Annotated in this window: 22 protein-coding genes and 2 pseudogenes; 13 read left to right on the top strand and 11 right to left on the bottom strand. The window is 56.3% G+C overall.

The features are described 5' to 3' along the window. Nucleotides 1-2 precede the first annotated feature (2 nt). Both IU367_RS07715 and IU367_RS07710 read left to right on the top strand, forming a co-directional pair. Nucleotides 3-1,037 (top strand): hypothetical protein, encoded by a 1,035-nt coding sequence (locus IU367_RS07715; protein ID WP_274453887.1) that lies wholly within the window; start codon nucleotides 3-5, stop codon nucleotides 1,035-1,037. A gap of 380 nt (nucleotides 1,038-1,417) precedes the next feature. Further along, complete coding sequence (locus IU367_RS07710; RefSeq protein ID WP_274453886.1) at nucleotides 1,418-1,735, top strand: addiction module antidote protein; 318 nt, start codon at nucleotides 1,418-1,420, stop codon at nucleotides 1,733-1,735. A gap of 71 nt (nucleotides 1,736-1,806) precedes the next feature. Here IU367_RS07710 and IU367_RS07705 read toward each other — a convergent pair whose 3' ends face one another. Next, a complete protein-coding gene (locus IU367_RS07705) occupies nucleotides 1,807-2,259 on the bottom strand; it encodes an antitoxin Xre/MbcA/ParS toxin-binding domain-containing protein (RefSeq protein WP_274454358.1) in 453 nt (150 codons plus the stop codon). An 895-nt stretch (nucleotides 2,260-3,154) separates the two neighbouring features. Here IU367_RS07705 and IU367_RS07700 point away from each other — a divergent pair. After that, nucleotides 3,155-3,591: pseudogene (locus IU367_RS07700) on the top strand (IS481-like element ISAs19 family transposase); the annotation flags it as partial. Between the two features lie 107 nt (nucleotides 3,592-3,698). On the opposite strand, the gene IU367_RS07695 reads toward IU367_RS07700, so the two are convergent. The 4 genes and pseudogenes from IU367_RS07695 to IU367_RS07680 all read right to left on the bottom strand — a co-directional run. Beyond that, a complete protein-coding gene (locus IU367_RS07695; protein ID WP_274453885.1) occupies nucleotides 3,699-4,352 on the bottom strand; it encodes a hypothetical protein in 654 nt (217 codons plus the stop codon). After that, a complete protein-coding gene (locus IU367_RS07690; RefSeq protein ID WP_274453884.1) occupies nucleotides 4,345-5,520 on the bottom strand; it encodes a hypothetical protein in 1,176 nt (391 codons plus the stop codon). Before IU367_RS07690 ends, IU367_RS07695 begins: the two co-directional genes overlap by 8 nt. Next, a complete protein-coding gene (locus IU367_RS07685) occupies nucleotides 5,520-6,548 on the bottom strand; it encodes a PD-(D/E)XK nuclease domain-containing protein (protein WP_274453883.1) in 1,029 nt (342 codons plus the stop codon). Before IU367_RS07685 ends, IU367_RS07690 begins: the two co-directional genes overlap by 1 nt. Before the next feature lie 316 nt (nucleotides 6,549-6,864). Further along, nucleotides 6,865-8,556, bottom strand: a pseudogene (locus IU367_RS07680) (DNA internalization-related competence protein ComEC/Rec2); the annotation flags it as partial. Here IU367_RS07680 and IU367_RS07675 point away from each other — a divergent pair. From IU367_RS07675 to IU367_RS07665, 3 genes are all read left to right on the top strand, one after another. Beyond that, complete coding sequence (locus IU367_RS07675) at nucleotides 8,494-9,012, top strand: DUF2062 domain-containing protein (RefSeq protein ID WP_043137408.1); 519 nt, start codon at nucleotides 8,494-8,496, stop codon at nucleotides 9,010-9,012. The pseudogene IU367_RS07680 and the gene IU367_RS07675 overlap by 63 nt on opposite strands. Beyond that, nucleotides 9,006-9,500: a DUF2062 domain-containing protein gene (locus IU367_RS07670; RefSeq protein ID WP_098983574.1), complete on the top strand. Its 495-nt coding sequence runs from the start codon at nucleotides 9,006-9,008 to the stop codon at nucleotides 9,498-9,500. Before IU367_RS07675 ends, IU367_RS07670 begins: the two co-directional genes overlap by 7 nt. Before the next feature lie 137 nt (nucleotides 9,501-9,637). Then, on the top strand, nucleotides 9,638-11,140 hold the full coding sequence (locus IU367_RS07665) for a helicase HerA-like domain-containing protein (RefSeq protein WP_241279864.1): 1,503 nt from the start codon (nucleotides 9,638-9,640) through the stop codon (nucleotides 11,138-11,140). A gap of 188 nt (nucleotides 11,141-11,328) precedes the next feature. On the opposite strand, the gene IU367_RS07660 is transcribed toward IU367_RS07665, so the two are convergent. The 3 genes from IU367_RS07660 to IU367_RS07650 form a co-directional block, all read right to left on the bottom strand. After that, nucleotides 11,329-12,519, bottom strand: coding sequence for an amino acid aminotransferase (locus IU367_RS07660; protein WP_241279863.1), 1,191 nt, complete (start codon nucleotides 12,517-12,519; stop codon nucleotides 11,329-11,331). Nucleotides 12,520-12,678: 159 nt separating this feature from the next. After that, nucleotides 12,679-13,620, bottom strand: a complete 942-nt coding sequence (locus IU367_RS07655) for a hypothetical protein (RefSeq protein ID WP_241279862.1) — start codon at nucleotides 13,618-13,620, stop codon at nucleotides 12,679-12,681. A gap of 232 nt (nucleotides 13,621-13,852) precedes the next feature. Then, nucleotides 13,853-14,929, bottom strand: coding sequence for a porin (locus IU367_RS07650; RefSeq protein WP_241279861.1), 1,077 nt, complete (start codon nucleotides 14,927-14,929; stop codon nucleotides 13,853-13,855). A gap of 382 nt (nucleotides 14,930-15,311) precedes the next feature. Between IU367_RS07650 and dinG the strand changes: the two genes are divergently transcribed. From dinG to IU367_RS07635, 3 genes are all read left to right on the top strand, one after another. After that, nucleotides 15,312-17,384, top strand: a complete 2,073-nt coding sequence (gene dinG, locus IU367_RS07645; RefSeq protein ID WP_043137422.1) for an ATP-dependent DNA helicase DinG — start codon at nucleotides 15,312-15,314, stop codon at nucleotides 17,382-17,384. A 174-nt stretch (nucleotides 17,385-17,558) separates the two neighbouring features. Continuing rightward, the gene (locus IU367_RS07640) at nucleotides 17,559-18,218 is read left to right on the top strand and encodes a YccT family protein (protein ID WP_241279860.1); all 660 of its coding nucleotides are present in this window, start codon (nucleotides 17,559-17,561) and stop codon (nucleotides 18,216-18,218) included. Between the two features lie 76 nt (nucleotides 18,219-18,294). Beyond that, entirely contained in the window at nucleotides 18,295-19,203 is a 909-nt protein-coding gene (locus tag IU367_RS07635; protein WP_274453882.1) for a histone deacetylase family protein, read from the top strand. Between the two features lie 177 nt (nucleotides 19,204-19,380). On the opposite strand, the gene IU367_RS07630 is transcribed toward IU367_RS07635, so the two are convergent. From IU367_RS07630 to ylqF, 3 genes are all read right to left on the bottom strand, one after another. Next, the gene (locus tag IU367_RS07630) at nucleotides 19,381-20,529 is read right to left on the bottom strand and encodes an MFS transporter (protein ID WP_274453881.1); all 1,149 of its coding nucleotides are present in this window, start codon (nucleotides 20,527-20,529) and stop codon (nucleotides 19,381-19,383) included. Nucleotides 20,530-20,565: 36 nt separating this feature from the next. After that, nucleotides 20,566-20,739 carry a hypothetical protein gene (locus tag IU367_RS07625; RefSeq protein WP_274453880.1) on the bottom strand — a complete coding sequence of 58 codons (174 nt, stop codon included), beginning with the start codon at nucleotides 20,737-20,739 and terminating at the stop codon, nucleotides 20,566-20,568. A 228-nt stretch (nucleotides 20,740-20,967) separates the two neighbouring features. Further along, nucleotides 20,968-21,918, bottom strand: coding sequence for a ribosome biogenesis GTPase YlqF (gene ylqF, locus IU367_RS07620; protein ID WP_043137435.1), 951 nt, complete (start codon nucleotides 21,916-21,918; stop codon nucleotides 20,968-20,970). Between the two features lie 331 nt (nucleotides 21,919-22,249). Between ylqF and IU367_RS07615 the strand changes: the two genes are divergently transcribed. From IU367_RS07615 to IU367_RS07600, 4 genes are all read left to right on the top strand, one after another. Further along, complete coding sequence (locus IU367_RS07615; protein ID WP_274453879.1) at nucleotides 22,250-23,641, top strand: alkaline phosphatase; 1,392 nt, start codon at nucleotides 22,250-22,252, stop codon at nucleotides 23,639-23,641. A 23-nt stretch (nucleotides 23,642-23,664) separates the two neighbouring features. After that, nucleotides 23,665-25,056, top strand: a complete 1,392-nt coding sequence (locus tag IU367_RS07610) for an alkaline phosphatase (protein ID WP_274453878.1) — start codon at nucleotides 23,665-23,667, stop codon at nucleotides 25,054-25,056. 55 nt (nucleotides 25,057-25,111) lie between these two features. Next, nucleotides 25,112-25,795: a hypothetical protein gene (locus tag IU367_RS07605; protein WP_241279849.1), complete on the top strand. Its 684-nt coding sequence runs from the start codon at nucleotides 25,112-25,114 to the stop codon at nucleotides 25,793-25,795. A gap of 80 nt (nucleotides 25,796-25,875) precedes the next feature. Then, nucleotides 25,876-26,610 (top strand): substrate-binding periplasmic protein, encoded by a 735-nt coding sequence (locus IU367_RS07600; RefSeq protein ID WP_274453877.1) that lies wholly within the window; start codon nucleotides 25,876-25,878, stop codon nucleotides 26,608-26,610. The last annotated feature ends 146 nt before the right edge of the window (nucleotides 26,611-26,756 follow it).

Raw genomic sequence — 26,756 nt, 5'->3', positions numbered from 1 at the left:
GCGTGAAAACTCCGAACAATATTTATACTGGGAAGCCGACAGCATATTTAGACCATAATATAATTGATGTTTTTGTGAAAAAAAGAGATTTGCCATTTGCGTCAGAACTAAAAGAAAAATATCAGATTATTTATTCAAACGAGACACTCAAGGAAGTCAAAAGAACAGGAACTAGAGGCTCGGAATTTCTTGAGGTTCTTGAAAGTTTGGAGGCGATGCATCTTCAAATCCAAATCACTGATAGCTTTCAGATAACTGACAAAGCAATATTAAGAAAATCAAATCCGTTTGATGAATTTGAAAGTTACTGCAAAAACATTGAACCGGTTTATGAGATGATGGAAAAAGCTACAGCACAATCATTGCTTAAATTCTATGGGGGCCGAGCAGGAAGCGACTTTGATAATATCAACAGAGAGCAAGTAGATTCATTTAGTCACCTAATGAGCTATATTTCAGACCAGGTTGATGAGATAAAGGGTTTAGTTCCTGGGATAGAATCTGCTGTTTCTAGCTATACAAAAGAAATGCAAAACAGCTTCAACGAGGCCCTTGCCCAATCAACAGCTGAGTTGCGTAAACACATAAAAGATGAATTAAACTATTCCGGCATTCAGACATACCGCAACCATATGAATGTCGGGCCAGTACAGCTGAACAACATTCAACCACCAAATGTAATAGAGAAAATCTGGAGCATCTATAAATCTCTTGATGGCTACAAGGAGAGTGTTTTTTCAATAGAGCAATTTTTGGGTATATCAATAAACCCAATTTACAACAGGGAAATGTTTTTACATGAAAAGGTGACCGCTATATACAACATATTAAATGTTATCGGCTACCACCCTGATTCTAAGATGAAACATGACAGAAGATTCACTGCGGCAATGAGTGATGCGGAGCACGCCGCTATAGCTTCATTTTCAGATTATATATTCTCTCGTGATGCCGCCTTCATACATAAAACTAGAGCCGCGTATGAATATCTCAAAGTAAAAACCCAAGTCATTGAAGTGATCGTTAATGATGTATAACAACTGGTTAAAACTGCTCGCTTCACTCACCGGGACGGCCTAAAGCCCACCCCTTAACCAAACGCTATATCGCAATCGCAGCGCGATGAGGTGTCAATTGAAATCAACAAATCAAATGGTGGGTGGGCTGGCCTGCCAAAATTTGGAGAAACACAGGCCGTAGGATAAAATCCTTTTTCCATCTGGAGATGGTAGATAGATCTGTGTCTCACGATAACAGGATGATGCTTTACCCACGTAACGTGGGCTAAATAACGACATCCAAATCCAAGCACGGCAAGCTTCACCGAGCTAGACTTATAGTGTAGGATGAAAATCGGGTAGGATGTATGCAAATAATTGAGCATAATCGGCTTGGCTAAGGTGCAGAGGGGTAAGTGATGGCAGGAAAACATGTAACATTTAGCCACTATGACACAGCAGTCTATCTGCGAAATGAGCAAGATATAAAGGCCTATCTTGAAGCTGTATTGGAGGATGGTGATCCGTCGATGATTGGTGTTGCTCTCGGCAATATCGCCCGTTCTCGGAGCATTAGTCAACTTGCGAGGGATGCCAAAATAAGCAGCGATAACATCTATGATGTCTTGTCAGGTCAAGGGAACCCCAGTTTTTCCACAATAACAAAACTGGCAAATGTATTGGGATTCCGAATAGAGTTGATAAAAAAACCAGTTAGTGGGCCTGCAGAACGATAATTTTTATCTATTCCCACACTTTCGTGCCATACCCTCCAAAAGATAGTGTTCAACAGCCATTTAGTCAGGATTTATGACACAATACCATGTTCGATCCGGCCAATGAGATCGACCACAGCCTGGACTCCCATTGCCGTAGTCAAAACGCTCGCAGGCTTCTCACCCCCAAGCCCTTTTGCCGAGCAATTTAACCATGACATTGCCATCGCAAGATCACCATCGTGTAGCGAGATTGTCGCGTCAAGTACTCGTATAACTCCGTATATTTTGGTTCCTTGCGTTAAAGATAGAGGAATTCCATGCCTGAGCTTGCGGTTTACAGTACTTCGACTAATCCCAGATAGATGACAAATCGTCTGAATGTCAGACCTGACTAATTCAACGAGCCGAATGAGGATCTCAGGTGCAATACCTGCAACAATCCATAAATGAACGCCCAATGGGTCGCTCGGAATGTCTAGGTATAAAGCAAGGTTGTGAGCAGATGATCGCGGGTGGTTAGGACGATATACTGGGTAAGTCATAATGGTTGCGCTCCGACTTCCAAAGATTGTCTTAAAGATAGCCATAACAATATCTCACGAAAAACATATAAAAGGAGCACGTTAGTGGTTGGGCGTTGTGTGGTGAGCTAATTGATACATGCAGAACTTTAGGTGTTTCCCATACTCCCCTGTTAAGTTTTGATGCATTTCCTTTAAAAACAAAGTCTTATGATTTATATATTTCCAATATTACCTCTCCCATAGTCCCTTCTGATGCAACCAACTTCTGCCATTTCCCATACTTAACTCTCCCATAGTTGGTTTTATGGCCGGAGATCAGGGATCATTTCCAGTGTTGCCCAACAGAGAGGGTTCGCTCAAGTCCGATTACTTTAGGTGTTTCCCATACGACCTTTCTCATAGTCCCTTCTGATGCAACCAACTTTAGCCATTTCCCATACTTAGTTCTCCCACCGTTGGTTTTCTGGCCGGAGATCAGGGATCATTTCCACTACAGCCCAACAGAGAGGACTCGTTCAAGTCCGCTAACTTTAGGTGTTTCCCATACGACCTTTCCCATAGTCCCTCCTGATGCAACCAACTTTAGCCATTTCCCATACTTAGTTCTCCCACAGTTGGCCTTCTGGCCGGAAATCAAGGGCATTTCCACCACCGTCCAACCAAGGAGTTCGTTCGAGCTCGTGAATTTTAGATGTTTCCCATATAGCAACCGTTAATTAGTTGCCATACGAATCAGCTTTGTGGCTATTTTCCACACCTTCTGAGCTGTTTAGCTGTGCTTGGCAAGTTGAGTATGGGAAATGGCTAAAGTTTCCTTCCCGCTGATTGCTCAGGTCTATGAACTTACAGAGTGAGGCTGAAAATCCCCTTGAGCATCAGCATCAGGAAGGTGCAGATGGTCTGCTCTGTGTAGAGCAAGCTGCCCATCACCTCGGTCCATGTGCTCAACGAAACGGTGCTGCCATTCTTTGAAACCCACGAGGCACGGGTCTATACCATCCTGTCGGACAACGGGCGCGAGTTCTGCGGGCGCCCTGACCATCATCCCTACGAGCTGTTCCTGCAACTGGAGGGGATTGAGCACCGGACAACCAAGGTGCGCAGGCCGCAGAGCAACGGCTTTATCGAGCGGCTACATCGAACCTTGCTGATGAACACTTCCGTATCAAGGGGAGAACGACTTGGTATGAGTCGGAGGAGCAGATGCAGACAGACCTGGATAGCTATCTGGAACACTACAACACCCAGCGGCCACATCAGGGCAGGATGATGGAGGGTCAGACCCCCTACAGCATGTTCAAGAAGGGTCTGAAATTGATACCGAAGGAAGTGCGCACTAAAGTAGCGTAAACAAGACACCGGTTTGAGGCCGGTGTCAGGTGATAACTAGATCTGTACAAATAGGACACCTCCTGAACACTGACACCCTATTAATAATAGCAAATATTTACTGTACTTCACTGTATTGAATCATCAAGCATTAGCATAAATTTTTGTACATAAGCATCTGGCATTCGAAATCGCCCCGTCCTAGACAGCTCAAGATTAACTCCATCCAATAACAGATTCACAGCATCTATAACAGCAGATGTTTTACTATATTCCTTCAAATAAAAATCATGCAAATCTTTAGTACTAGCCACTGTTGTTTTAGCGACAGTGTTAAGATCACACTGAATATTAGATAGTGACATGGACTTAATCAAAATCTCAAATTTAACATCAAATTCCTTCAATATTTGTTTTAAGTCCAACTCTAATGGTTTTAATTTACTTGTTGAACCGAACAACAAACGGATCATCTCAAATAGATACTTCATACTACGAGGTGGATTTATTATGTATAAAGCATTTTTTGTATCAAACCTAACTCCAAATTTTATTCTTACATATGATACCGATTCAATTTCAGAAACATCGCCATCGACTGACTCCACTTCAATTTTGTTAATGACGCGCTCAACAAACTGAACAATAAAGTTATGTTCATTATCATCTATCAACTCGAAGCCAAATCCAACTTCATCAGAATACAAGTTATTTCTAAGGTTTTCGTATATAGCCTGTTTCGAAGTCTTGTTTTCAATTTGATAAATCTTAATTTTAAGCATTGCTAACATCCTTTTGGGCTAGTTCTACACTTCCATGCTCTGTTAGAATGTCATCTAAGGCACTAAATATAATGCCCTCTAAGTCACGCATTATCAAATCGAAGTCTGCCCCATCTACGGCCTCCTTACCACCTTTTCCATCTATCGGCTCTTTACCAAGAATCCTAAATTTTAGGTCTTTGGCTTGATATTTATCATCAAAAGCCAATTCAAATGTAATGATTGGCTTGCCTGTTATATTTAATGCTTTTGACTTCCATTTTATGCGACTACGATAAAAGTCGTCGTTACAAAGTTTATTCACTTCGTCAGCATCATTTAATGATGAACCATCAAACTGAACATTATCTATGCTGTACTCGCGATCATCCGTATTATCTAACAAGTCATCTGTACTATCTTCATAATCAAGAAGCTCATTATCCAAGTCCGCCGTTGATTTTGATTCATCTAGTGAAGCGTCTAAAATTGAATGAACCTTACTGATACGAACTTTCTCTAATTCAAGAAATAGGAAAGGAGCAGTCATATCATAAATATTGACCATGAATCGGTTGCGTAAACCTGCATCAACAACCGTTGATAGATCTATATTGTGAACTGATATATCACTACTTACAGTATCACGATACATTTGAATAACACCATCTAGAATCTCTTGTATACGCTTTGTATAAGTAAATTGTATTGAAATATACCCATTTTTTTCTAAAAATTGTATGTAGCCTCCATGTCGTTTTTTCTGTTGATACTTACCACGAGTAAAATCAAATTCTGTATAATCCACTTCGATATAATATGATTGAATAGATTTACTGTGCGTAATATTTTCAGCTCCCATGAACCGCGGACGACCTTCTACTACTTTTTCAACCACATCATTTATTTTTGACAACTCAAATTTACCAGTAATTCTTTTTACAGAATACTGATCTCGATTAATTTTCGGTGTCAACTTGTTAGTCAGTTCTTGTAGTTGCGAATATGAAAATGGCAAATCTGAAATCCGACTTATAAGATCTTCACGTTCCAATGTCGATGGATATATAATTCCACGTCTAAAAGCTAACTTACGAAGTGAGCTTGGTGATAATTTAGCCCGATTTGATTGTAGAGCAACATATATATCATTTTCATCTGAAAATATAGTTGATTTATATTTTAGCATTATGCATCCCCTTTAATCAAATGACGGCTAATTCCTTTGCTAAGAATTGGATATGGAAATAATGATGTCTTAATTGTATCCATACTAATTAATTCTACTTTACCCAGCTTATCTCGTTGTGTTTCAGTGATCGCGTACTGGGAATTATATATTTTCTGTGCTTTTGTAAAATACATCAGAGATGTTGGTGAAAAGGGAGTTATAACATATATTCTTTCAAACAAATTTAACATCTGATAATTAAAAATAAATTCAAATAGATAGATGAAGTAGCTTTCTGAGTCGATAAGCTCATCCCAAAAAATATTCAATATTTTTTTCTTATGAATCGGGTGCTCATATGAATATAACAGAATTCCTGATGTAATCATTTCAATGGTTGCAGAATGATGTTGAGAGTCAGAAACACATTTATTATGTTTATCTGGATAATAGAAGCTGCATTGTTCTCGCTTAGGTATCTTTTTCCAGACACTTGCGTCAGATTCATCAGTTTCAATATTTCGACGTTCTTTTATATTTTCAACCACCGTCATTAAAAAGCGAATCAATTTTGGAGTGAAAATATTTAGTGTTGAATCTTTAGGCATTATGTAGTCATGCGTAGATTTGCTTTCAATAGTTTCGAGCAAATCACGATCATATGCATCATCATTATTATAGATGAATAGCATGCCATGTAGTCCATACTTGCTTTCACCTTCACGATAAAAGCCAGCCCATTCAGCACTTTCGCGTGCACATTTTACCTGCATTGCCAAACTTTTTATTGCATTGCCAATTTTCAGTGGGCTGATAGATGACTTTTGATAAGACTTCAAATCTGTTTGTATGTACTGCGTCAATTCTGTATATGGGTCTACATACGAGAATACTAGGTCAGTTGGATGTGTATCTTTATCGTGAATTTCATCACAGCACTTCCAATTAATATCCATATAGTTTATGTTCAATTTCCACTTCATTTCAGTGAAAATTTTGTCAGAAATTATTGCTGCCATCTCATCTATATTCTTAGTTTCAGCCATCTACTTGTTCCCATGATAGATTTATCATTTTTATGATATCTAAGCTTGAGTAACACAACAATGATGTAAGTCTCATATGTGGACATGCGCATTATTTTTTTAAAAACTTATACACAATCAGCATGACCGACTAGCAGACCATTGAGCAAAATGGTGAGTTTTACACTGAAAGGAAAAGTGTGAAAAATCTGTAGAGAAAAGACCTTTTTCAACAGGAATTGAGAAAATCTATTGAAAAGTGAGAAAAACACTTATCTTATTGTTATTAATGTAAATTCTCTCAACACCTCTCAGATCAATCGTAACAGTACGTAGGGATGACGAGATAATCCAGCACCTGCACATCGAGCCGGTTGAGCAGCGGCAGGATGGCGGCATCCGCCATGTTGTAGCCGCCGGGATAACGATCGCCGGTGTCGTAGAGGATGCCACGCTCCCCTCGGGTGATCAGCACGGACAAGCCCTGTCCCACATCCAGCACCCTCACTTGCCAGCCCGTTGGCATGGGCCAGGCGGCAAGCAAGCAGGCCGCGGCAACGGGAATAACCAGCGGGCGAGCCCCCGGCACGTGCCAAGCGCACCAGAGCAGAGTCAGCAGGGCGCTGACCGGCACCACCCAGCCCGGCACGGGCCACCAGAGCTGCCACTGGCTGGCCAGTTGCGTCAGCCCCCACAACACCCACTGCAACCCCAGATCCGCCAGCCAGAACAAGCCGTGGGCCAGCCAGCCCCAGAGCGGTGCCAGCAGGACGCCGATCAGCGCCAGCGGAATGATCCCGATGCAAAACAGCGGCAACGCCAGCAGATTGAGCAGCAGCGCCAGCGGCGCTATGCCCTCGAACAAGGCCAGTTGCAGCGGCAGCAAGCCGAGCAGCAGCAAGCCCTGCAGCCGCACCAGACCGGGTTTGTCCTCCAGATAACCCGCCGCCAGCAGCAGGGCCACCGCCAGAAACGAGAGCCAGAAGCCGGCCGAGTAGAGGGCGAAGGGATCCCACAACACCAGCGCTACAAAGGCCCACAGCCAGATGCGATAAGCGGGCCACTCGCGCCGGTGCCAGCGCAGCAGGCTCCACACCAGCACCATGATGAGGGCCCGCTCGGTGGCCACCGCAAATCCCGCCAGCCAGCTGTAAACGGCGGCAAACAGCAGGGCGACCAGTATGGCCCCCCGCAGCCCGAACAACCGCCCGAGCCACCAGCCCAGCACGGCCACCAGCGCTATGTGCTGCCCCGAGATGGCGATGATATGGGTCAGCCCGCTGCCGCGAAACAGCGTCCACTGCTCATCCGTGATGCCGCTCTGCTCGCCAAAGGTGAGTGCCGACAACAGGGGAGCATGGGTCAGCCCCTGCCAGCTGGCGGCGGCCTCAGCCAGCCAGCGATCCCGCCAGCCCGGCGCGGCGGCCTGCGTCTTTATGATGCGGCGCAGGTTGCCGGTGGCTGTGATGCCCTTGCCCAGCAACAGGCGCCGTCCATCCATGCCCGCCTCGTTGGCCAGCCCATGGGCCGGTTTGAGAGAGACCACCAGCGTCACCTGGCTGCCCGCCGGCAGAGCGGGCAGGGTCTGGTAGGCATTGATCCGCACCAGCGGCGCCGGGGTCAGCGCCTGACCATCGAGAGACGCCACCCGCAGCAGCAGCCGGACAAATTTATCGCCCTCGGGCTCTGCACTTTGCAAGCGTGCGGTTATGATGTGGCTCGCCTGCGCCTCCAGCTGATCCAGCCAGGCGAGCCGGTACTGCAGACTGGCCTGCATCCAGAGGATGCCGAGCAGCAGAAACAGCAGACGCCAACAGCGACAACAGGCGAGGGGGAGCGCGATCAGCAGCATCAGGCCCCCCCATTCCCATGAAGGTAACCATGGCCAGAGTAGCGAGGAGCTTGCCCCCAAGGCAAACGACAACAAGCGCAGATCCATGGTGCAAGTATTTAGCAAGGTTTCAATATGCCCAAACGACTCATAAAACGCTGGATGCCTGATCAAGAGAGACTCAAGGAACACAAGCACTTGCGGCTGTTCGGCAAGCTGCTGCTCGATGCCAATCTGTGGCATCTCAACCGGCGCTCCGCCGCCGGCGCGTTCGCGGTCGGCCTCTTCATGGCCTGGATCCCCCTCCCCTGCCAGATGCTGCTGGCGGCCGGTGGCGCCATCGCCTGTCGGGTCAATCTGCCCCTCTCGGTCGCCCTGGTCTGGCTCTCCAACCCCTTTACCATGCCGCCCCTGTTTTACGGCGCCTACCTGACCGGCTGCCAGCTGCTGGGACAACCTTCCCAGCACATCGACATCGAGTTCACCTGGGCCTGGCTGGTGTCGGTATTCGAGACACTGGCCCCGCCCCTGCTGCTGGGCTCCCTGGTGCTCGCCCTGCTGAGCTCGCTGATCGGCTATGCCCTGATCCGCACCTTCTGGCGCATCAGCACGGTACGCCAGTGGCAAAAGCGCAAGGAGGCGCGGGCATGCTGAGCCGCTGGTTTGCCCGTTTCAAGATAGATCCGGACACCTTGCGCCAACAGAAGTGGTTCGCCCTGTTTGGTGAACGCCTGCTGGCACCCGCCCTCTGGCAGGGGGGTGCACGGGCCCTGAGCGGCGCCGTGGCAGCCGGCCTCTTCGCCTGCTGGATCCCGGTCCCCATGCATTCGCTGATCGCCGTCGCTCTGGCACTGGCCTTCAGCCTCAACCTGCCGCTGGCCCTGCTGGCGGTCTGGTTCAACAACCCGGTGACGCTCCCCTTCATGTATCTCTATGCCTACCGCACCGGCTGTCTGGTGCTGCACAAGACGCCGGAGCCGTTTCATCTCACCTGGTCCCTGCACTGGCTGGAACAGGAGGCGGCGACCCTGGTGCCTCCCTTCCTGCTCGGCAGCCTCTTGCTGGCGGTGCTGACCGCCGCCTGCGGCGGCCTCCTCACCCTGCTGCTGCTGCAACTGGCCAAGCTGGCGCGCGCACGCTGACCGGCTTCTTGTCAGGACAGCCCTTGTCCTGACAAGAGGGTGCCCCTGATATCCCCTCTCTTGCCATCATTTGGCTCTTCCGCCACACTCCTTGTAGCTAACTGCTGCGCGCCACCTGCCAGGACAAGGAGCCCACCATGACAGAACCGCTGACGCTGGCCTATGCCAATGGCCAACCCCTCTCCCTGCTGCCCGCCATGGCCAATCGCCACGGCCTCATCACGGGCGCCACAGGCACGGGCAAAACCGTCACCCTACAGGTGCTGGCAGAGGGCTTCTCCCGCCTCGGGGTACCGGTTTTTCTGGCGGATGTGAAGGGGGACTTGAGTGGACTGGGCGCCGCCGGCACCCCATCCAGCAAGCTGGATGCCCGTCTGGCCCAGCTCGCCATGCCGGCTCCCGTCTTTGCCGCCAGTCCCGCCCTGTTCTGGGATCTGTTTGCCGAGCAGGGGCACCCGGTGCGGGCCACCGTCTCCGACATGGGCCCCCTGCTGCTGGCCCGGCTGCTCGGCCTTAACGATACCCAGAGCGGGGTGCTGGAGCTGGTGTTCAAGGTGGCGGACGACGAGGGCCTGCTGCTGCTCGACCTCAAAGATCTGCGCGCCATGGTGCAGTTTGCCGGGGAGAACGCCAAATCCCTGACCACCCGCTATGGCAATGTGTCGACCGCCTCCATCGGCGCCATACTGCGCAACCTGCTCACTCTGGAGAGCGCGGGGGGCGATCACTTCTTCGGCGAGCCCATGCTGGACATTCAGGATCTGTTGCAGACCGACGAAGCCGGTCACGGCCACATCAATGTGCTGGCGGCGAGCAAGCTGACCCAGTCCAGCCGGCTCTATGCCTGCTTCCTGCTCTGGCTGTTGTCGGAGCTGTTCGAACAACTGCCCGAGGTGGGCGACCCGGACAAGCCGGTGCTGGTATTCTTCTTCGACGAGGCTCATCTGTTGTTCAACGATGCCCCCAAGGCGCTGCTGGAGAAGATAGAGCTGGTAGTGCGCCTCATCCGCTCGAAAGGGGTCGGCGTCTACTTCGTGACCCAGAGCCCGGCCGATATTCCCGACAGCGTGCTGGGGCAGCTCGGCAACCGGGTGCAGCACGCGCTGCGCGCCTTCACCCCGAGCGATCAAAAAGCGGTACGGATCGCCGCCAACACACTGCGGGCCAACCCGGCCTTCGATGCGGCCGGCGCCATTACCGAACTGGGGGTGGGCGAGGCCCTGGTCTCATTGCTCGATGAGAAGGGACGGCCCAGCGTGGTGGAGCGCGCCTTCATAGCACCGCCCGCCAGCCGCATTGGGCCCTTGAGCGAGGCCGATCGGCTGGCCCTGATCCGGGGCTCCCTGCTCTACGGCCGATATGAAAAGACCGAGGACCGGGATTCAGCCTTCGAGCGGCTCAATGGCGGCAAGGCTGCCGCCACACCGGATGGCGAAACCAAGACCGACGCCGAAGGCGGTCTGCTCGATACCCTCAATGGCATCCTGTTTGGCCGCACAGGCCCGCGCGGTGGCCAGCACGACGGCGTGGTGCAGACCGCCGCTAGGAGCGTGGCTCGCACCATAGGCAGCGAGGTGGGGCGCCAGCTGGTACGCGGGGTACTCGGCTCCCTGCTGGGGGGCAACAAGCGACGCCGCTGAGGTGAAAACAGCAGGAACGAAAAAGCCCGCCGGGTCTCCCCGGCTGGCTTTTTACTGCTCTGGCAACATCACCTACGCAAACACTCAGCCATCACGGCTGGAGCATCACAGCACCTTGGCGATGGCGTCACACAGCGGATCTATGCTATCTGACGCGGGTGATGTCAAGTGCAGCCTGCTCGCCTCTGTTACAGCACCTTGGCGATGGCGTCGCACAGCGGATCTATGTTGGCGCGGGTGATCCCGGCCACGCTGATCCGGCCTGAACCGACGATGTAGATGGCAAACTCGCTCTTGAGGCGCTCAACCTGATCCTTGGAGAGACCGGAGAAGGAGAACATGCCGTTCTGTTCGCGGATGAAGCTGAAGTCCTGGCTCACACCGAGGGTAGCCAGCTTCTCCACCAGCAGCTCGCGCATCTCGCGAATGCGCACCCGCATGGCCGCCACCTCTTCCACCCACTCGGCATAAAGGGCCGGGTCACTGACGATGGTGGTCACCACGGCAGCGCCGTGTGACGGCGGGTTGGAGTAGTTGGCTCGGATGACGGTCTTGACCTGGGTGAAGGCCACGTCGGCAATCGCCTTGGTCGCGCTGACCAGGGTGAAGGCGCCGACCCGTTCGTTGTAGAGGCCGAAGTTCTTGGAAAAAGAGCTCGCCACCAGCAGCTCGTCGTGACACTCGGCGAAGATGCGCAGACCCTCGGCATCCTCTTCGATACCACGGGCGAAACCCTGATAGGCAAAGTCAAACAGCGGCAGCCAGCCGGCGGCGGCACTCTGCTTGGCCAGGGCGCGCCACTGCTCGGTCGTCGGATCGATACCGGTCGGGTTGTGGCAGCAGCCGTGCAGCAACACCAGCTCACCGGCCTGTACGTCACTGAGCGACGCCTGCATGGCGGCAAAGTCGAGCCCCTTGGTGGCGGCGTCGTAGTACTTGTACCACTTGACGGTCAAACCGGCAGCCTGGAACACGCTGACGTGGTTGGCCCAGGTGGGATCGGAAATCCAGATGGTCTTGGCCAGCCCGTTGCGCACCACGAACTCGGCGGCGATGCGCAGGGCACCGGTACCGCCCGGCGCCTGGGCTGTCTTGGCACGGCCGCTGGCGATCAAGGCGGACGCCTGTCCGAACAGCAGTTGCTGCACTATGCGGCCGTATTCGATATTGCCTTCGATACCGAGGTAATTCTTGGTCTTCTCGTCGGTGAGCAGCTTCTGCTCGGCTTTCTTGACACAGTGAAGGATAGGGGTGGCACCGGTCTCATCCTTGTAGATCCCGACCCCCAGATTGATCTTGTGGCTGCGAGAGTCAGCGCGGAAGGCTTCGGTCAGGCCCAGGATCGGATCCGCTGGGGCGGCAACAACCTTTTCAAACATGGTATTCCCTGTATTCCGTTGAGTTCGTTGGGTGGCAAAGCGTGTCGGCAAACCGTCTGTGACACACGAAAGCGCCCGTTTGGCGAGCGCTTCGTCAACTCTTTATATCATCGCGCTCAATGGGGGAAAACCGCTTTCTCAACGACATCTGCGGCAATATCAACCGACCGCATGCCACTCTGGCGCCAGCGCGCACACCTCGGCGGACAAGCCACCATTGGACTCAACCAAACCGCTACAAACTGCTAACAATGGCTTGGGGATCCGACTCGGCTCCCAGGGGCGGCCATCACCCAACGGCAGGGCATAGGCCGACACTATGGGGGAGAAGGCAGTTGGCAGCCACCAGCTGGCCGGACGGCCCAGCCGCTGGGCCAGCGTCAATGTCCGATCCACACCGGCGGGATCGAGTGAAGTGAGGTGGCTCCACTGTACATTGGGCGGCAGAGCGGCCACGACCTGTTGCAGGGCGACTTGCGCCGTCGTGGGCGCCCATACCAGCAGGGAGCCGTCACAGAGCGCCAGCTCGGCAAAGGCACCAACGCTGTCGGTGGTGATCACCCGCTCGATATTCCCCTCTCCCCACAGGATCTTGCCAAGCCCGACCAGGGTACGCTCAGGCAAGGCAAGCTCCCCCAATGCCTGCAACCAGGGGGCCGCATCGAGCAGGGTTCCGCCGCTGAAAAACAGGCTGAAGGGCTGCGGCGCACGCAAGCGCAGCAGCTGATCGGCGCAGAGCCGAATGCCCTTGTCCTCGAAATCGATCTGCTCGTTGGGGCTGAAGGTTGCCTCCGGTTTGCGATAGAGCGCCGCCAGTACTCGCTCATTGACTCGCTCACCAAGCTGCCAGCCATGGGCCTGCAGCCACTCCTCGGGGGTCGGCGGCGCAGTGACAATTTCGGCTAGCGTCAGTTCGCGGGTCAGATAGCGCCGCCCGGCCGGGGTCAGTTCATAGCTGTGATTGCCAAGGGCGAGCAGCAACTGGTTGTCCTTGAGCAGGCCTACCAGCGGCAGATACTGGCGAGCCCGGATCACCTGGGGGGAGTGATCCAGTAGCTGGCGGGCCAGTTCCCGCCATTGCGGGTGACTGAAGTCAATCAAGCGTCGTCCTTCCCTGTTTGTCGAGCGTCCTTCAACGAGTTGAATAATCTAGCGATTCAGCGGCCGGGAGCCAAGGACAAAAAAGAGACAACGTGAGCTGGCGCAGGCCAAAGAGATCAAGGGGAAGTGATTAACGCGGGCGAAAGCGGGCAATGACATAACAGGCAGCAGATAAAACAAAACGGCCAAGCAAGCTTGGCCGTTTACCAACTAAATCAGCGCAGAGGCTGGATTAGAAGTTGTATTGCAGGGCGACAGTCCATTCGTCGTCCAGCTTGTCGATACCTTGGATTTTGTACTCTGTGTAGGCTTTCAGCTTGGAAGTGAAAGAGTACTGTACGCCCAGCAGGGTTTCGTCAATGACGTCTTTGTATTCGGCACCAGATACGTTGGAGTTTGCTTTACCTTCAGCAAAGTTGTAGCCAGCCAGGAAGGTCCAAGCATCAACGTTGTAGGAGGCAGCCAGCTCGTAGCCACGGCCCTTGTCCTTGTCACCACCGGTGGTGGTGTCATAGCTCAGGTCACCCTGAGTATAAACACCAGCGAAGTAGAAGCCGTTGATGGCGTAGTGTGCACCCAGTGCCCACTCTTTCTTGTCGCCAGTAGTGTTGGTCTTGCTATTTTCCAGATCAGAGTAAGCATAACCTGCGTTCAGGCCCAGACCGAAGTCGAAGTCATAACCGGCAGCAGCGGCATAACCGTAGTTACGCTTTACATCTTCACCATAAACTGCGGTTTCTTTGATGCTTTGACCGATGTCGGCTACCTTGACGGCAACATCATCGTTAGTTTGATAGGACAGCTTGCCCTTGAAACCACCATAGGTGTTGGAGTAGATAACTTGGCCTTCTTGACGACCGTCATAGAAGTTACCTACATCACCCCATTCGTTGAAGATATCGGTCGGTTCCAGCACGTCGTAGAACGCGGTATCGGTCTGACCGAAGATGATTTTGCCGTACTGGGAACCATCAAAACCGGCGTAGATATGACGCGGGTCGATATCACTGGTCTTGTTGCCAGAGTTTTCAGCAGCAACTTGCCACTCGGTCTTGGCGATACCGGACCAAGTGTTGTTCAGTGCAACTTTACCGGACCAACCCAGACGGGTAGAACCCTGCAGTTCACTATCAACATCTTTGAAGCCAGAAGCAGCTTTAGAGTCTGCTGTGTTGTGCTCACCGTAGTAGTTAGCCTGAACACGGCCGTATACGTCAAAAGTGGTACCGTCTTTGTCATAGATCACTGCAGCGTTAGCGGCGGATGCAAACAGAGCCGGGATAGCAATAGCCAGAATTGTCTTTTTCATAGTTTCCAATGCCTACTGTAATTAAACACTAAGTTGTTGTTATTCCCTGTGTTAGCGATGTTCTTTGCATCACTATGGGGCCCGAGACTAGCACCGGGTTTTCCAATCCGCAATGAAAAAACTTGGAACTTTTTACGAAAAGCATAGTCATAGCGGAAAATTTGTGACCTGAATCCCACATTGTTTGCACCTCTTGGGAAAACGTTTACAGCGATAATGGCTGGCTTTAGCGGCCCATGCTGGTGATTTATCGCACAGTAACGAGGGCCCGCCTTATAAATAGAAGAAGAGGTCTGATCTGTGCGTTGCACCATGCCTCGACCCGGGTTGGCAGTTACGGGTATCCTGTCCTTCTTCACCCCCCGCAACGGTCTTTTCTTTCATGCTGTCTACCCGCCTCAAAGCCGCCATTCGCAATACCTATCGCCAAATCGCCGATGGTTTACCCGGTTTTGTGCCACGCAAGGAGCAGAATTTTCTGGTGGCGGAGATAGCCAAGACCCTGACGGGGGAGTATGACAAGCAGCGTCGCATCCTGGTGGCCGAAGCCGGCACCGGCATCGGCAAATCCCTCTCCTATGCCCAGGGTGCCATCCCGGTGGCACGCCTGACCCAGAAGAAGCTGGTGATCTCCACCGCTACCGTCGCGTTGCAGGAGCAGCTGATCCACAAGGACCTGCCCTTTTATCACCGTCACAGCGAGCTGCCGTTTCGTTTCATGCTGGTCAAGGGGCGCCAGCGCTACTGCTGCGAACACCTGCTTGAACAAGCGGCAAGCGGCACCGAGATGGCCAACTTCGAGCTCGATTTCGGTAGCTTAAGCAAGCACAAGCCGTCAGATTCTGACAAGGAGCGCTATCAGGCGCTGTGGCAGGCTTATACGGACGGAAAATGGGATGGCGACCGGGACAACTGGCCCAAGCCCATCCCGGACCTGTGCTGGGATCGCATCGCCGCCGACCGCCACACCTGCAACAAGGCGCTCAGCCATCATCAGCACTGTCCCTTCCACCGCGCCCGCAACGACATGGATGCCGCCGATGTGCTGGTGGTGAACCATGCCCTGCTGCTCTCCGATCTCACCATGGGCGGAGGCATCATATTGCCGCCCCCCGACGAGTGTCTCTATGTGCTGGACGAGGCCCATCACCTGCCGACCATAGCCCGGGATCACGGCGCCGCCTCGGCCAGCGTCAAGGGCTCCCGTCGCTGGCTGGAGAAGCTGGTACAGAGTGCCGGCAAGCTGGCCAGGACGCTGAACAAGGACAGCTTGCTCGACCCCCAGTTGAAGCTGCAGGATGCGCTGGCCTCCCTGCAACCGGATCTCAAGGCACTGGAGCAGTGGCTCGGCGCCAACGACCGGCTGTTCAATGGCGAGGCACACTATCGATTCACCGAAGGTGTGCTGCCAGATCCCCTGCCCATGCTGGCGGAAAACCTGAAGGAGGCGAGCAAGAAGGCGCTGCGGGCACTGGACCGGATGCAGGGCGCCATCGGCGAGGCGTTGAAGGATGGCGAGATCCGGCGCAAGGAGGCCGAGCCCCTGCTGGCGGAAACCGGTTTTCACCTGCAGCGGCTGGAGAGTTTCTGCGCCCTGTGGGAGATGCTGGGGCGCCATGTGCCCGAGGGCAAGACACCGCTCGCCCGCTGGATGGCCAAGAGCGATGACGGCGACATCTGGTTGCACGCCTCCCCCATCGAAGTGGGCTATCTGCTGGAGGAGTGGCTCTGGTCCCGCTGTCTGGGCGCCGTCCTGGTGTCGGCCACCCTCACGGCTCTCTCTTCATTCAGCTATTTTCGCCATCAGGTAGGGCTGAAAGAGCACGACGGCACCCGTTATCTGCGTCTGAGATCCCCGTTTGATTACCAGAAAGCCGAGCTCTATCTGCCCAGGATGGAGCATGAACCCAGCTCCCCCGCCTTCACCCAGGAGCTCATCAGCGCCCTGCCCCGCCTGCTGGCCGGCAAGGAGGCGAGCCTGGTGCTCTTCTCCTCCTATCGGCAGATGAACGAGGTGGCGGTGGGGCTGAGAGCCAAGGGGCTCTCCTTGCTGGTACAGGGAGAAGCCTCCCGCAATGCCCTGCTCACCCTGCACAAGCAAAAGTGCGACGGCGGCCAGGCCAGCATACTGTTTGGCACCGGCAGCTTCTCGGAGGGGCTGGACCTGCCCGGCCACTACCTCACCAACCTGGTGATCACCAAGCTGCCCTTTGCGGTGCCCAACTCGCCGGTGGAAGAAGCCACCGCCGAGTGGGTCGAGAAACGGGGCGGCAACCCCTTCCTGCAGCTGACGGTGCCGGAGGCCTCCCGCAAGCTGATTCAGGCCTGCGGCCGCCTCATTCGCAAGGAGGCGGACAGGGGCCGGGTCACCATACTCGACCGGCGCCTGCTGACCAAGCGCTACGGCAAGGGGCTGCTCGATGCGCTGCCACCGTTCAGCCGCCGGATTGAATAGGGTCCTGACACCCGGCGGGAGCAGGGCCGACTGGCACATACCCCTTTTGATAGAAAGATGGGCAGCCGGGCCAATCCATGGCGTCATAAACGCCTATTGCTGCCCTTGGGCAAACCTGTAAAAATGAGCCCCTGTTTTTCAGTGGGCACTCGCCTGACTGTTCAAGGAGATGAAATGAAACTGACTGTTCTGGTGCCGGCCCTGGCTGGTCTGTTGTGGGCAGGTAGTGCCCTGGCCGATGCCCAATTGGAAGTCACCAACCCCTATGTCGTCCAGCTGATCGATGGTCAGTCCATCAATCCCAAGCTGCTCGACAAGACCAGCACCTACCCCATCAAGGCGGGTGATCATCAGTTGGTCGTCGCCTTCGAAGGCAACTACTCCAGCCGCAGCGACACCAAGCTGGTGACCGCCGAGCCGCTGGTGATCAACTTCACCGCCGCCGACAACCAGAAACTGGTGCTGGATTACAAGAAGCCGCGCAACGAAACCGAAGCCAAGCAGTTCGTCAAGGATCAAAAAGTGGTCCTGAAAGACAAGAGCAGCGGTCAAGTCGTCGCCAGCGAACAGTTCGTGCTGCCGAAAGTCGAAGGCTTCCAGCTGACCCGTGACTATCAGCAAGAGCTGCTGGGCATGGGCAAGGCCTTCAACCAGCCAGCCACGGTCGCCGTCTCCAGCGCCGCCGTCATGGCCGCCGCCAGCGCGCCGGTCCAGGTTGCCCCGAGCAAGGTTCAGAGCAACCCGGAAGCCCTGACCCAGCTGCAGAGCTGGTACAACAAGGCCGATGCAGAAACCCGCAAAGCCTTCCAGATCTGGGTTATTCAGCAGCAGTAATGGCGTATTGAATGCCATCTGGTGCAAGAAGGGGAGCCTGGCTCCCCTTCTTCATATCCGCCAAGGCCCTGCTTTCATGTCACTGCGCATCTTTTATCACCCTCTCTACTCCGCCCTGACCCTGCCCGAGCGCCACCGCTTCCCGCTGGCCAAGTATCAGGCGCTGTTTGAGCGCCTCGGCAACCTCGGCTATCCGCTGACAGAAGCCGCGGCAGCCACCCCTGAGCAGATAAAAAGAGTGCACCATGCCGCCTATGTGGATGCTGCCCTCGCCGGCACCCTCGATACGGGCGCCATCCGCCAGCTCGGCTTCCCCTGGTCCCCCATGCTCATTGAACGCACCTTGCGCTCGGTGGGCGCCACCCTTGCCGCCAGCCGCCATGCCCTCGAACAGGGTTGCGGCCTGCAGATCTCCGGCGGCTATCACCATGCCCACCGGGACTTTGGCAGCGGCTTCTGCCTGTTCAACGATCTGGTGATCGCCGCCCAGGGTTGTCTGGACGAAGGGCGCTGCGAGCAGGTACTGATCGTCGATCTCGATGTACATCAAGGGGATGGCAGTGCAGCACTGTGCCAGGGCCGGCGCGATATCATCACCCTCTCCCTGCACGGGGAGCACAACTTCCCCCGCCACAAGCCCGCCTCCCACATGGACTTTGCCCTGCCAAGCGGCATGGCGGACGATGCCTACCTCACCACGCTGGCAGAGGCGCTCAACCTGGCACTGCGGCTCTACTCCCCCGACCTCATCCTCTATCAGGCCGGGGTCGATGTGCACCAGGGCGACGAGCTCGGCTATCTCGCCTTGAGCGACGAGGGGGTACGCCAGCGCGATGCCATGGTATTTGACTGCGCCTACCGGCACGGACTGCCCATTGCGGCCGTACCGGGTGGCGGTTATCGGCGCGACTGGCAGCAGCTGATCCCACTGCACCTCTCCCTGTTCGAAGAGGCGCGCCGTCGCTTCGGTCAGGACGCGCCATAAAGGGTCCGATTGCTGACCAAATCTGGGTTCCTGTAAAAGTGGGTTCCCGTAAAAGAAGAGGCGGCCCCGGGGCCGCCTCTTCTTTAATATGCGGCACGACTGCGCCGTGCCGAGATCACCATGAGCAAGGCCGACCCGTGAACGCGTCATGCGCTGCACATCGACGCGCGAGCAGCGTCAGGCGTGGGCCACCGGCGTCGGATGTTCACCCAGCTTGCGCAGCAACATCAGCAGATAAATGCACGACACACCAGCGATCACGATGAACAGCAGATTATCCGAGTAGTGTTGCATCAAGAGTGCGGTACAGGCCGGGCCGAGCAGACTGCCTATGGTGTAGCTCAGCAGCAGCGCCTGGTTCATCGCCACCAGCTGATGGTGCTCGACCTTCTCGCAGGCCCACGCCATGGCGACCGGATAGAGCGTAAAGCCCGCAGTCCCCAGGATGAACAGCGCCGGGCCCATCGCCACTGTGCCGAGCATGGCCACAGAGCCCAGGATCACCACCGACACCTGAACCCGCAGCACCTGCAGGCGCCCGAACCGATCCGCCAGGCGGCCGATCGGCCACTGCCCCAGGATGCCGGCACTGACCATCACCGCCATCCAGTAGCCAATGCCGGCATCACTCACCCCCCGGTGGTTCAGATAGAGCGGCATCAGGCCATACAGCGACCCCAATACCATGCCGGAGACGATGCAGCCGTTGACGCCGAGCCGTGCCTGACGCAGGCGCAGCATAGGCCAGACCCGGGTTGCCCCCTGCTGTTCGCTGCGCTCACTGACGATGCGGGTGAACAGCAGCGGCAGGATAGCCGCCAATACCAGCCCGGTCACCCAGGGCAGCACATCCATCAGCGCGGTCGACAGCTTGCTGACCAGCAGTTGCCCAAGCACGGTTCCCAGGTAATAAACCATCATGTAGGCGGCCAGCAGCCGTCCGCGATTGCGCGCATTGCCACTGCACATCAGCGCGCTCTCCACCACCACCCAGATCATGGCGCAGCCAATGCCGGCGATGAATCGCCAGGTAAGCCAGCTCCAGAAGCCAAGGGTGAGCCCCAAGCCGACACAGCCTGCGGCAAAGAGAACGGACGCCAGGTAGTAGCTGCGGTTGAACCCGCAGTGCTTGATCAGCGCCCCCGCCAGCAGGGTTCCCAACAGGTTGCCGCTAAAATAGGAGGAGCCGACCATGCCCACCTGCCAGGTCGGCAGATTGTCATGGGCAAGCCAGAGCGGTACTAGCGTGTTCAACACCGCGATGGCCAGGGTCAGCAGCAGCAGGCCGCAGAGCAACAACAGCACTGGCCGGGTGTATGTGGTCATGGATAAAACCGTGAGGAGAGTCAAAATGCGAGCGCATCATGCCACCGCCAACGGCATTGTCAATCGGCCTGAAATCACGCAGGCGATGTTTTTCTCCGTGCAGGCGTTGCCGCGTTGATCGGCACCGCACGACACCCTTTCGATATCTGGCTTATCCCCTTGATTAACCGGATCTTTGGCCGCCTTGGCGGGCCATGGTCGGTCGATCATCGTCATCAACCTTTAGCGACACCGTGAGTGTGACGACGGGCTGCAGGCGCTCAAGAGCCGGCGGGAAAAACAAACAGTGGCCGGTAATGGCTACCGGTTCGAGGGACACACCATCATGTCGACCATGGGTGCACCACTGGCTTGCCTGGCCCCTGTTCTGACCCTGAACGCCCTAAAAGAAGAGGCGACCCCGGGGTCGCCTCTTCTTTATATAAAGCACAATAGCGGCTATTTCTGACGCTTCCTGGCGTACTTGCGACGGGCGCGCGCCTGACGCTCGTCTTCCCGTTCGGCCTTCTCCTTGGCCTTCTGCGCCGCGTCCTCTTCGGCCGCCACTATCTCGGCGCTCACCATCTCGGGGGTTTCCAGCGAGATGCGACCCAAGAAGCCTGCGCGGAACTCGTTCACCAGGATCTCGGACGCCTTGTGCAGATCGGCCAGGCCCCCCTTGCGCATGAAGGCGCGCTGGCGTGCGATCAGCTCCAGCAGCTCGATCTCGGTTTCCGGCAGATCGGCTATCTGGTAGCGCGCCTTGACACGCTCCGGATAGGCCTTGATGAAGTAATCGGCGGCAAACATGGCGATGTCGGCGTAGTCGAATACCGTGTCCTTGATGGCGGCGGTGATCGCCAGCCGATAGCCGCAGGAGGGCGGGTTGAGCTTGGGCCACAAGAAGCCCGGGGTATCGGTCAGGATGACGTTGTTGTCGAGCTTGATCCGCTGCTGGGACTTGGTCACCCCCGCCTCGTTGCCAGTCTTGGCGATGATGCGCCCCGCCAGGGTATTGATCAGGGTGGATTTGCCCACGTTGGGAATGCCCATGATCATGGCGCGCACCCCGCGCAGGTCGAAGTTGCGCTCCGGCAGCATCTCGTGGCACAGGGTCAGCAGTTGCTTGATCTTCTCCGGCTCCTGCTGGGTCAGCGGCAGCGCCTTGATCCCCTTCTCTTTTTCCATGTGGGCCACCCACAGCGCCGTGATCTCGGGGTCAGCGAGATCGGCCTTGTTCAGCACCTTGATAACAGGGGTATCACCGCGCAACTCGGGCACCAGCGGGTTTTCGCTGGAGAAGGGGATGCGGGCATCGAGCATCTCTATGATGACATCGACCTGGGGCATGACCTCGGCAATCTCTTTGCGGGCCTTGTGCATGTGGCCGGGGAACCAGTTGATGGACATATCCGTTACTCTCTGTAGGGGCTGCGGGCGCTGGCTTGCTATGGAACGAGCGGCGGGCAATGGCGGACGTCAGGCGTCGCAAGGGGGCGTATTTTACCTGTGGATGCCCGGATTTGACAGGCCATTCTAGCCTCATGAGCGCAAACCACCAAGGATCGCGCCCCCTTGCCGCCAGCGAAGACCTTGGCGTCACTCGACCGAGATTTGCAGATAACTGATTGATACAACATCACATTCAAACCCTGCCTTCACCGGATTGTCATCGATAGCCACTAAAAGTGTCATCTGATCCCTCTAGGCTTCGCTCAGGTTTTACAAGGAGCGAACCCCAATGAGAAAAATGGCAGGACTTGCATTGATGATCGGCGCCGCCCTGGCCGCCGGCTGCAACTCCAACAACGACAGCGACACCCAGGCACCCGGCGCCAAGAACGTCATCTTCTTCCTCGGTGACGGCATGGGCCTCAACACCCTGACTGCGGCCCGCATCTATGGCGTCGGGGAAGAGGGCAGTCTGACCATAGATTCCCTGCCGGAGACGGCCTTCATCAAGACCTTCTCCCACGACTCCCAGGTCACAGACTCGGCCCCTTCCATGGCAGCCTACATGACAGGGGTCAAGAGCAACAACGGTGTCATCAGCATGGACGGCGATGCCACCTATGAGAGCGAGTGCAGCAAGAGTGCCGGCAAGCCGGTGACCACACTGCTGGAACTGGCCAAGGCCGATGGCCGCGGCACCGGTGTGGTCACCAGCACCCGGGTCACCCACGCCACCCCGGCCGCCACCTATGCCCACATCTGCAACCGGGATCTGGAAAATGACATCGCCGTCCAGCTGGTGCCGGGCGGCACCGGTTACAACGGCGCCCTGAAAGAGGGACTGGACGTGGTGCTCGGCGGTGGCAGCGGCTTCTTCCTGCCAAAAGCCGACAAGGGCAAGCGGGAGGATGGCCGCAACCTCATCAGCGAGATGCAGGCCAAGGGCTACCAGTTCGCCAGCAACCTGGACGAGCTGAACAAGGCCGAGGCGGGCAAGCCGCTGTTGGGGCTGTTTGGGGCGAGTCACATGAAATATGACCTGGACAGGCCCGCCAGCGAGCCCTCCCTTACCCAGATGACCCTGGCTGCCATCAAGCAGCTCAAGGATAAAGAGAAGGGCTACTTCCTGATGGTGGAAGGGGGACGCATCGATCACGCCCTGCACGACACCAACGCCAAACGCGCCCTGCAAGATACCCTCGCCTTCGACAACGCCATCAAGGCCGCCATCGACGAGGTGAAGAAAACCGACCCCGAGCTGAAAAACACCCTGATAGTGGTCACCGCCGACCACGACCATACCCTGGTGCTCAACGGCTATGCCAAGCGCACCGGCAAGACCACGGCCGACAACCCGGGCGTGCTCGGGCTGGTGAGGAACTACGAGACAGGCGAACCGAGCAAGGATGCCGATGGCATGCCCTACACCATCATCGGTTTTGGCAACGGCTACAGCCGGGTGGATGGCCCGCGCAGCAACGTCGCCGCGCTGGATGACGCCACCGTCTCCGCCAACGACTATCACCAGGAGGTAGTGGTCAAGGTGGGCGAGATCGGCAACGAGACCCATGGCGGCACCGATGTCTTCCTCGGCGCCATCGGCCAGGGAGCGGACAGCTTCCACGGCTCACTCGACAACACCGCCGTGTTTGGCAAGGTCAAGGCTGCAGCCGGGCTGTAAGGAGCATTCCCATGAAAGGATCCATGAAAAGAACCATGAAAAACAACCTGCACAGAACCCTCGTCTGCACCGCCCTGCTCACCGCCCTCGGCGGCGCAGCCCAGGCCCAGGCCAGCGACGCCAAAAACGTCATCCTGTTCATCGGTGACGGCATGGGCCCCACTGTGCTCACCGCCACCCGCCTGTTCAAGGTGGGTGAAGAGGGCAACCTGGAGATGATGAAGCTGCCACGCAGCGCCCGCATCAAGACCTTCTCCAACGATGCCCAGACCACGGATTCGGCCCCTTCCATGGCGGCCTACACCACGGGCGTCAAGATGAACAACGAGGTGATCGCCATGAGCAGCGACACCAGGGCAGTCGCCCCGGCCAAGGATGCCAACGGCAACAAGGGCATCAACAACTGCACCAGCGACAACGGCACGCCTGTGCCCAGCATACTGGAGCTGGCCAAGGCGGCGGGCAAGTCGGTCGGCGCCGTCACCACCACTGAGCTGACCCATGCCACCCCGGCCGCAACTTATGCCCACATCTGCCACCGGGATGCCGCCTATGCCATCGCCGAGCAGGCGGTACCGGGCGGGGCCGGCTTCAACGCCGCCCTCGGGGACGGGGTGGACGTGCTGATGGGGGGCGGTGCCAATCACTGGACCCCCTACAGCGCCAGCAACAAGGGCGGCCGCGCCGATGGCCGGGATCTCACCGCCGAGCTGACCGCCCAGGGGTACAGCTATGTCACCACCCAGAGCGATCTGGCCAAGGTCAGCAGTGGCAAGCTGCTCGGCCTGTTCAGTCCCAAGTCCCACCTCGACTACGAGCTGGACCGCGTCGCCAAGGGGGCGGCCAATACCCAGCCGTCCCTGTCGGAGATGACGGCCAAGGCGATCGATCTCTTGAGCCAGAACAGCCAGGGCTACTTCCTGATGGTGGAAGGGGGGCGCATCGACCACGCATTGCACGGCACCAATGCCAAGCGGTCGCTGACCGATGCGGTGGCGCTGGATGAAGCGGTCAAGACGGCGCTCGGCAAGGTGGACCTGAAAGATACCCTGATCGTGGTCACCGCCGACCACGACCACACCATGACCATCAACGGCTACTCCGCCAAGGGCAACAAGGTGCTGGATCTGGTCAAGAACGCCGACGGCTCGACCCAGAACGACGTGGATGGCAAACCCTTCACCACGCTAGTGTTCGGCAACGGCCCCAACCGCCCGGCGGTGCGCCCCACCCTCACCAGTGATGAGGTGATGGCGGACGACTACCTGCAGGAGACGGGCGTCAAGCTGGGCTCAGAGACCCACGGCGGCGGCGACGTCATGCTGTTCGCGGACGGCGCCGGCAGCAGCCGCTTCAAGGGCACGCTGGACAACACCAAGGTGTTCGGCAAACTGCGGGAGGCGCTCGGCCTGTAAGCGGCAGGGGGCCGGGTTACTGAACCCGGCCCCCTGCTCTTTCGAGCGATCAAGCATGATGCGACTGTTACTTCCGTTATGGCTGCTTGGCAGCACCCTCTCCTTTCAGGCTCATGCCGAGGAGACTCCCGATCTGGCCGCCCGGATCAGCTATCACGACAGGGTCACCAGCAGCGATGGCATCGCCAAGGAAAACAGCTGGCAGGAGAAGTGGATGCGGGTCGGCAACCAGGTGTGGAGCCAGCGGCTGATCCCGCTGCCGCTGGCTCGCGCCTATCACGCCACCCACGATGCCAACCCGGGCCACAAGCACTTCACCCATCAGATGGCGGCGCGCTGGGTGACCCGCGACGCACAGGGGGAGCTGCAACTGCGCTACGCCGACAGCTGGCACAACCAGCTGGTAGAGGTGCCGGAGGAAGAGTATGGCCAAGTAGCCTTCAAGCCGGATTGGGAGCGGATCCGCTACCTCGTCAACCCGGCCCTGCTGCAAGGGATGACCCCCCTCGATGAGGCCGCCCCCGAGCAGGCGCGCTGGTATGAAGGGCGCGAGGGCAGGCAGCGCACCCGCATCCTCTGGTCGAGCCGTTGGCAGTTGCCGCTGGTGGTGGAGTCGGCAAGCCTGGACGGCTATCGCAGCTACCGGATGGAGGTGACCCTCAAGCCCTTGCCAAAGCAGCTGCCCTGGCAGCAGCTGGAGGGCTACCAGACCCTGGATCTGAGGGATTTCTTCGACTGACGCGCCACCCTGAATGGGGTGAGCTGACTTGCGGTAACGGGATGTTACACTCTGTGTACTCATCCCTGATCCGGTCTCCTATGCGCATTCCCGTTCTCATGCTGCTGTGCTGCAGCCTGCTCTTTCCGGCCATTCAGGTCCATGCCGTTGTGGTCATCGCGGCCGAGATCCCCCCTTATGTCATCCGCTCCTATCAGGGCGCCCCGAGCGGCATGGCCATAGAGGTGCTGGAGGAAGCCGCCCGTCGCCTCAAGGAGCCACTGACCATAGAGCTGATGCCGCTGGCCCGCGCCCTCAGCCAGACCCGCCATCGCCAGAACGTCTTGCTGGTGCCACCGGTCAAAAGCCCCCAGCGCGAGCCGCTGTTTCTCTGGATTGCCCCCCTGCTGGACGAAGCCTTCGTGCTGGTCAGCCATCGCCAGCACCACCCCGAGCCACTCTCGGTCAAGGCACTGCCCGGCCTGACCATAGGGGTGATGCGCGGATCCTATGGCCAGAGCCTGATCCAGCCGCTTGGCCAGGTGAAACAGGACGTGGTGGCCGAGGAGGTCAGCAATGCCAGCAAGCTGGCGCTGGATCGCATCCAGGGCTGGGCCGTGGCCTGGAACAGCGCCCGCTACAATCAGCAGCAGGCCGGCTTGCCGCTGGCGGATCTGGTGCGCGGCGACACCCTGCAACAGACGGCGCTCTACCTTGCCGCCAGCCCCCGCTTTCCCCCTGCCGAGGCGCTGCGCTGGCGCAAGACCATTCTGGCCATGCGCGACGATGGCAGCCTGGCGCGCATCATCAAGCAGTACGATTATCAGGCCCCCTGACAAGCCTATCAGGATAATTGCCAAAGCAGTCCAGAATGGTTATGGTATCCCCATGAAAGCGTTCATGATTTTTCCAAGCCAGCTCACACCCCGTTGAGCCCCCGCCCTCGCCCCTGACAGCGAGTCGTTCGGGGGCATGCGTTCCC

The organism is Aeromonas bestiarum (assembly GCF_028751155.1).
In the GTDB taxonomy this organism is placed as follows: domain Bacteria; phylum Pseudomonadota; class Gammaproteobacteria; order Enterobacterales; family Aeromonadaceae; genus Aeromonas; species Aeromonas bestiarum.
The sequence above is the reverse complement of the archived record's forward strand: the minus strand, read 5'-3'. Positions and strand labels throughout refer to the sequence as shown.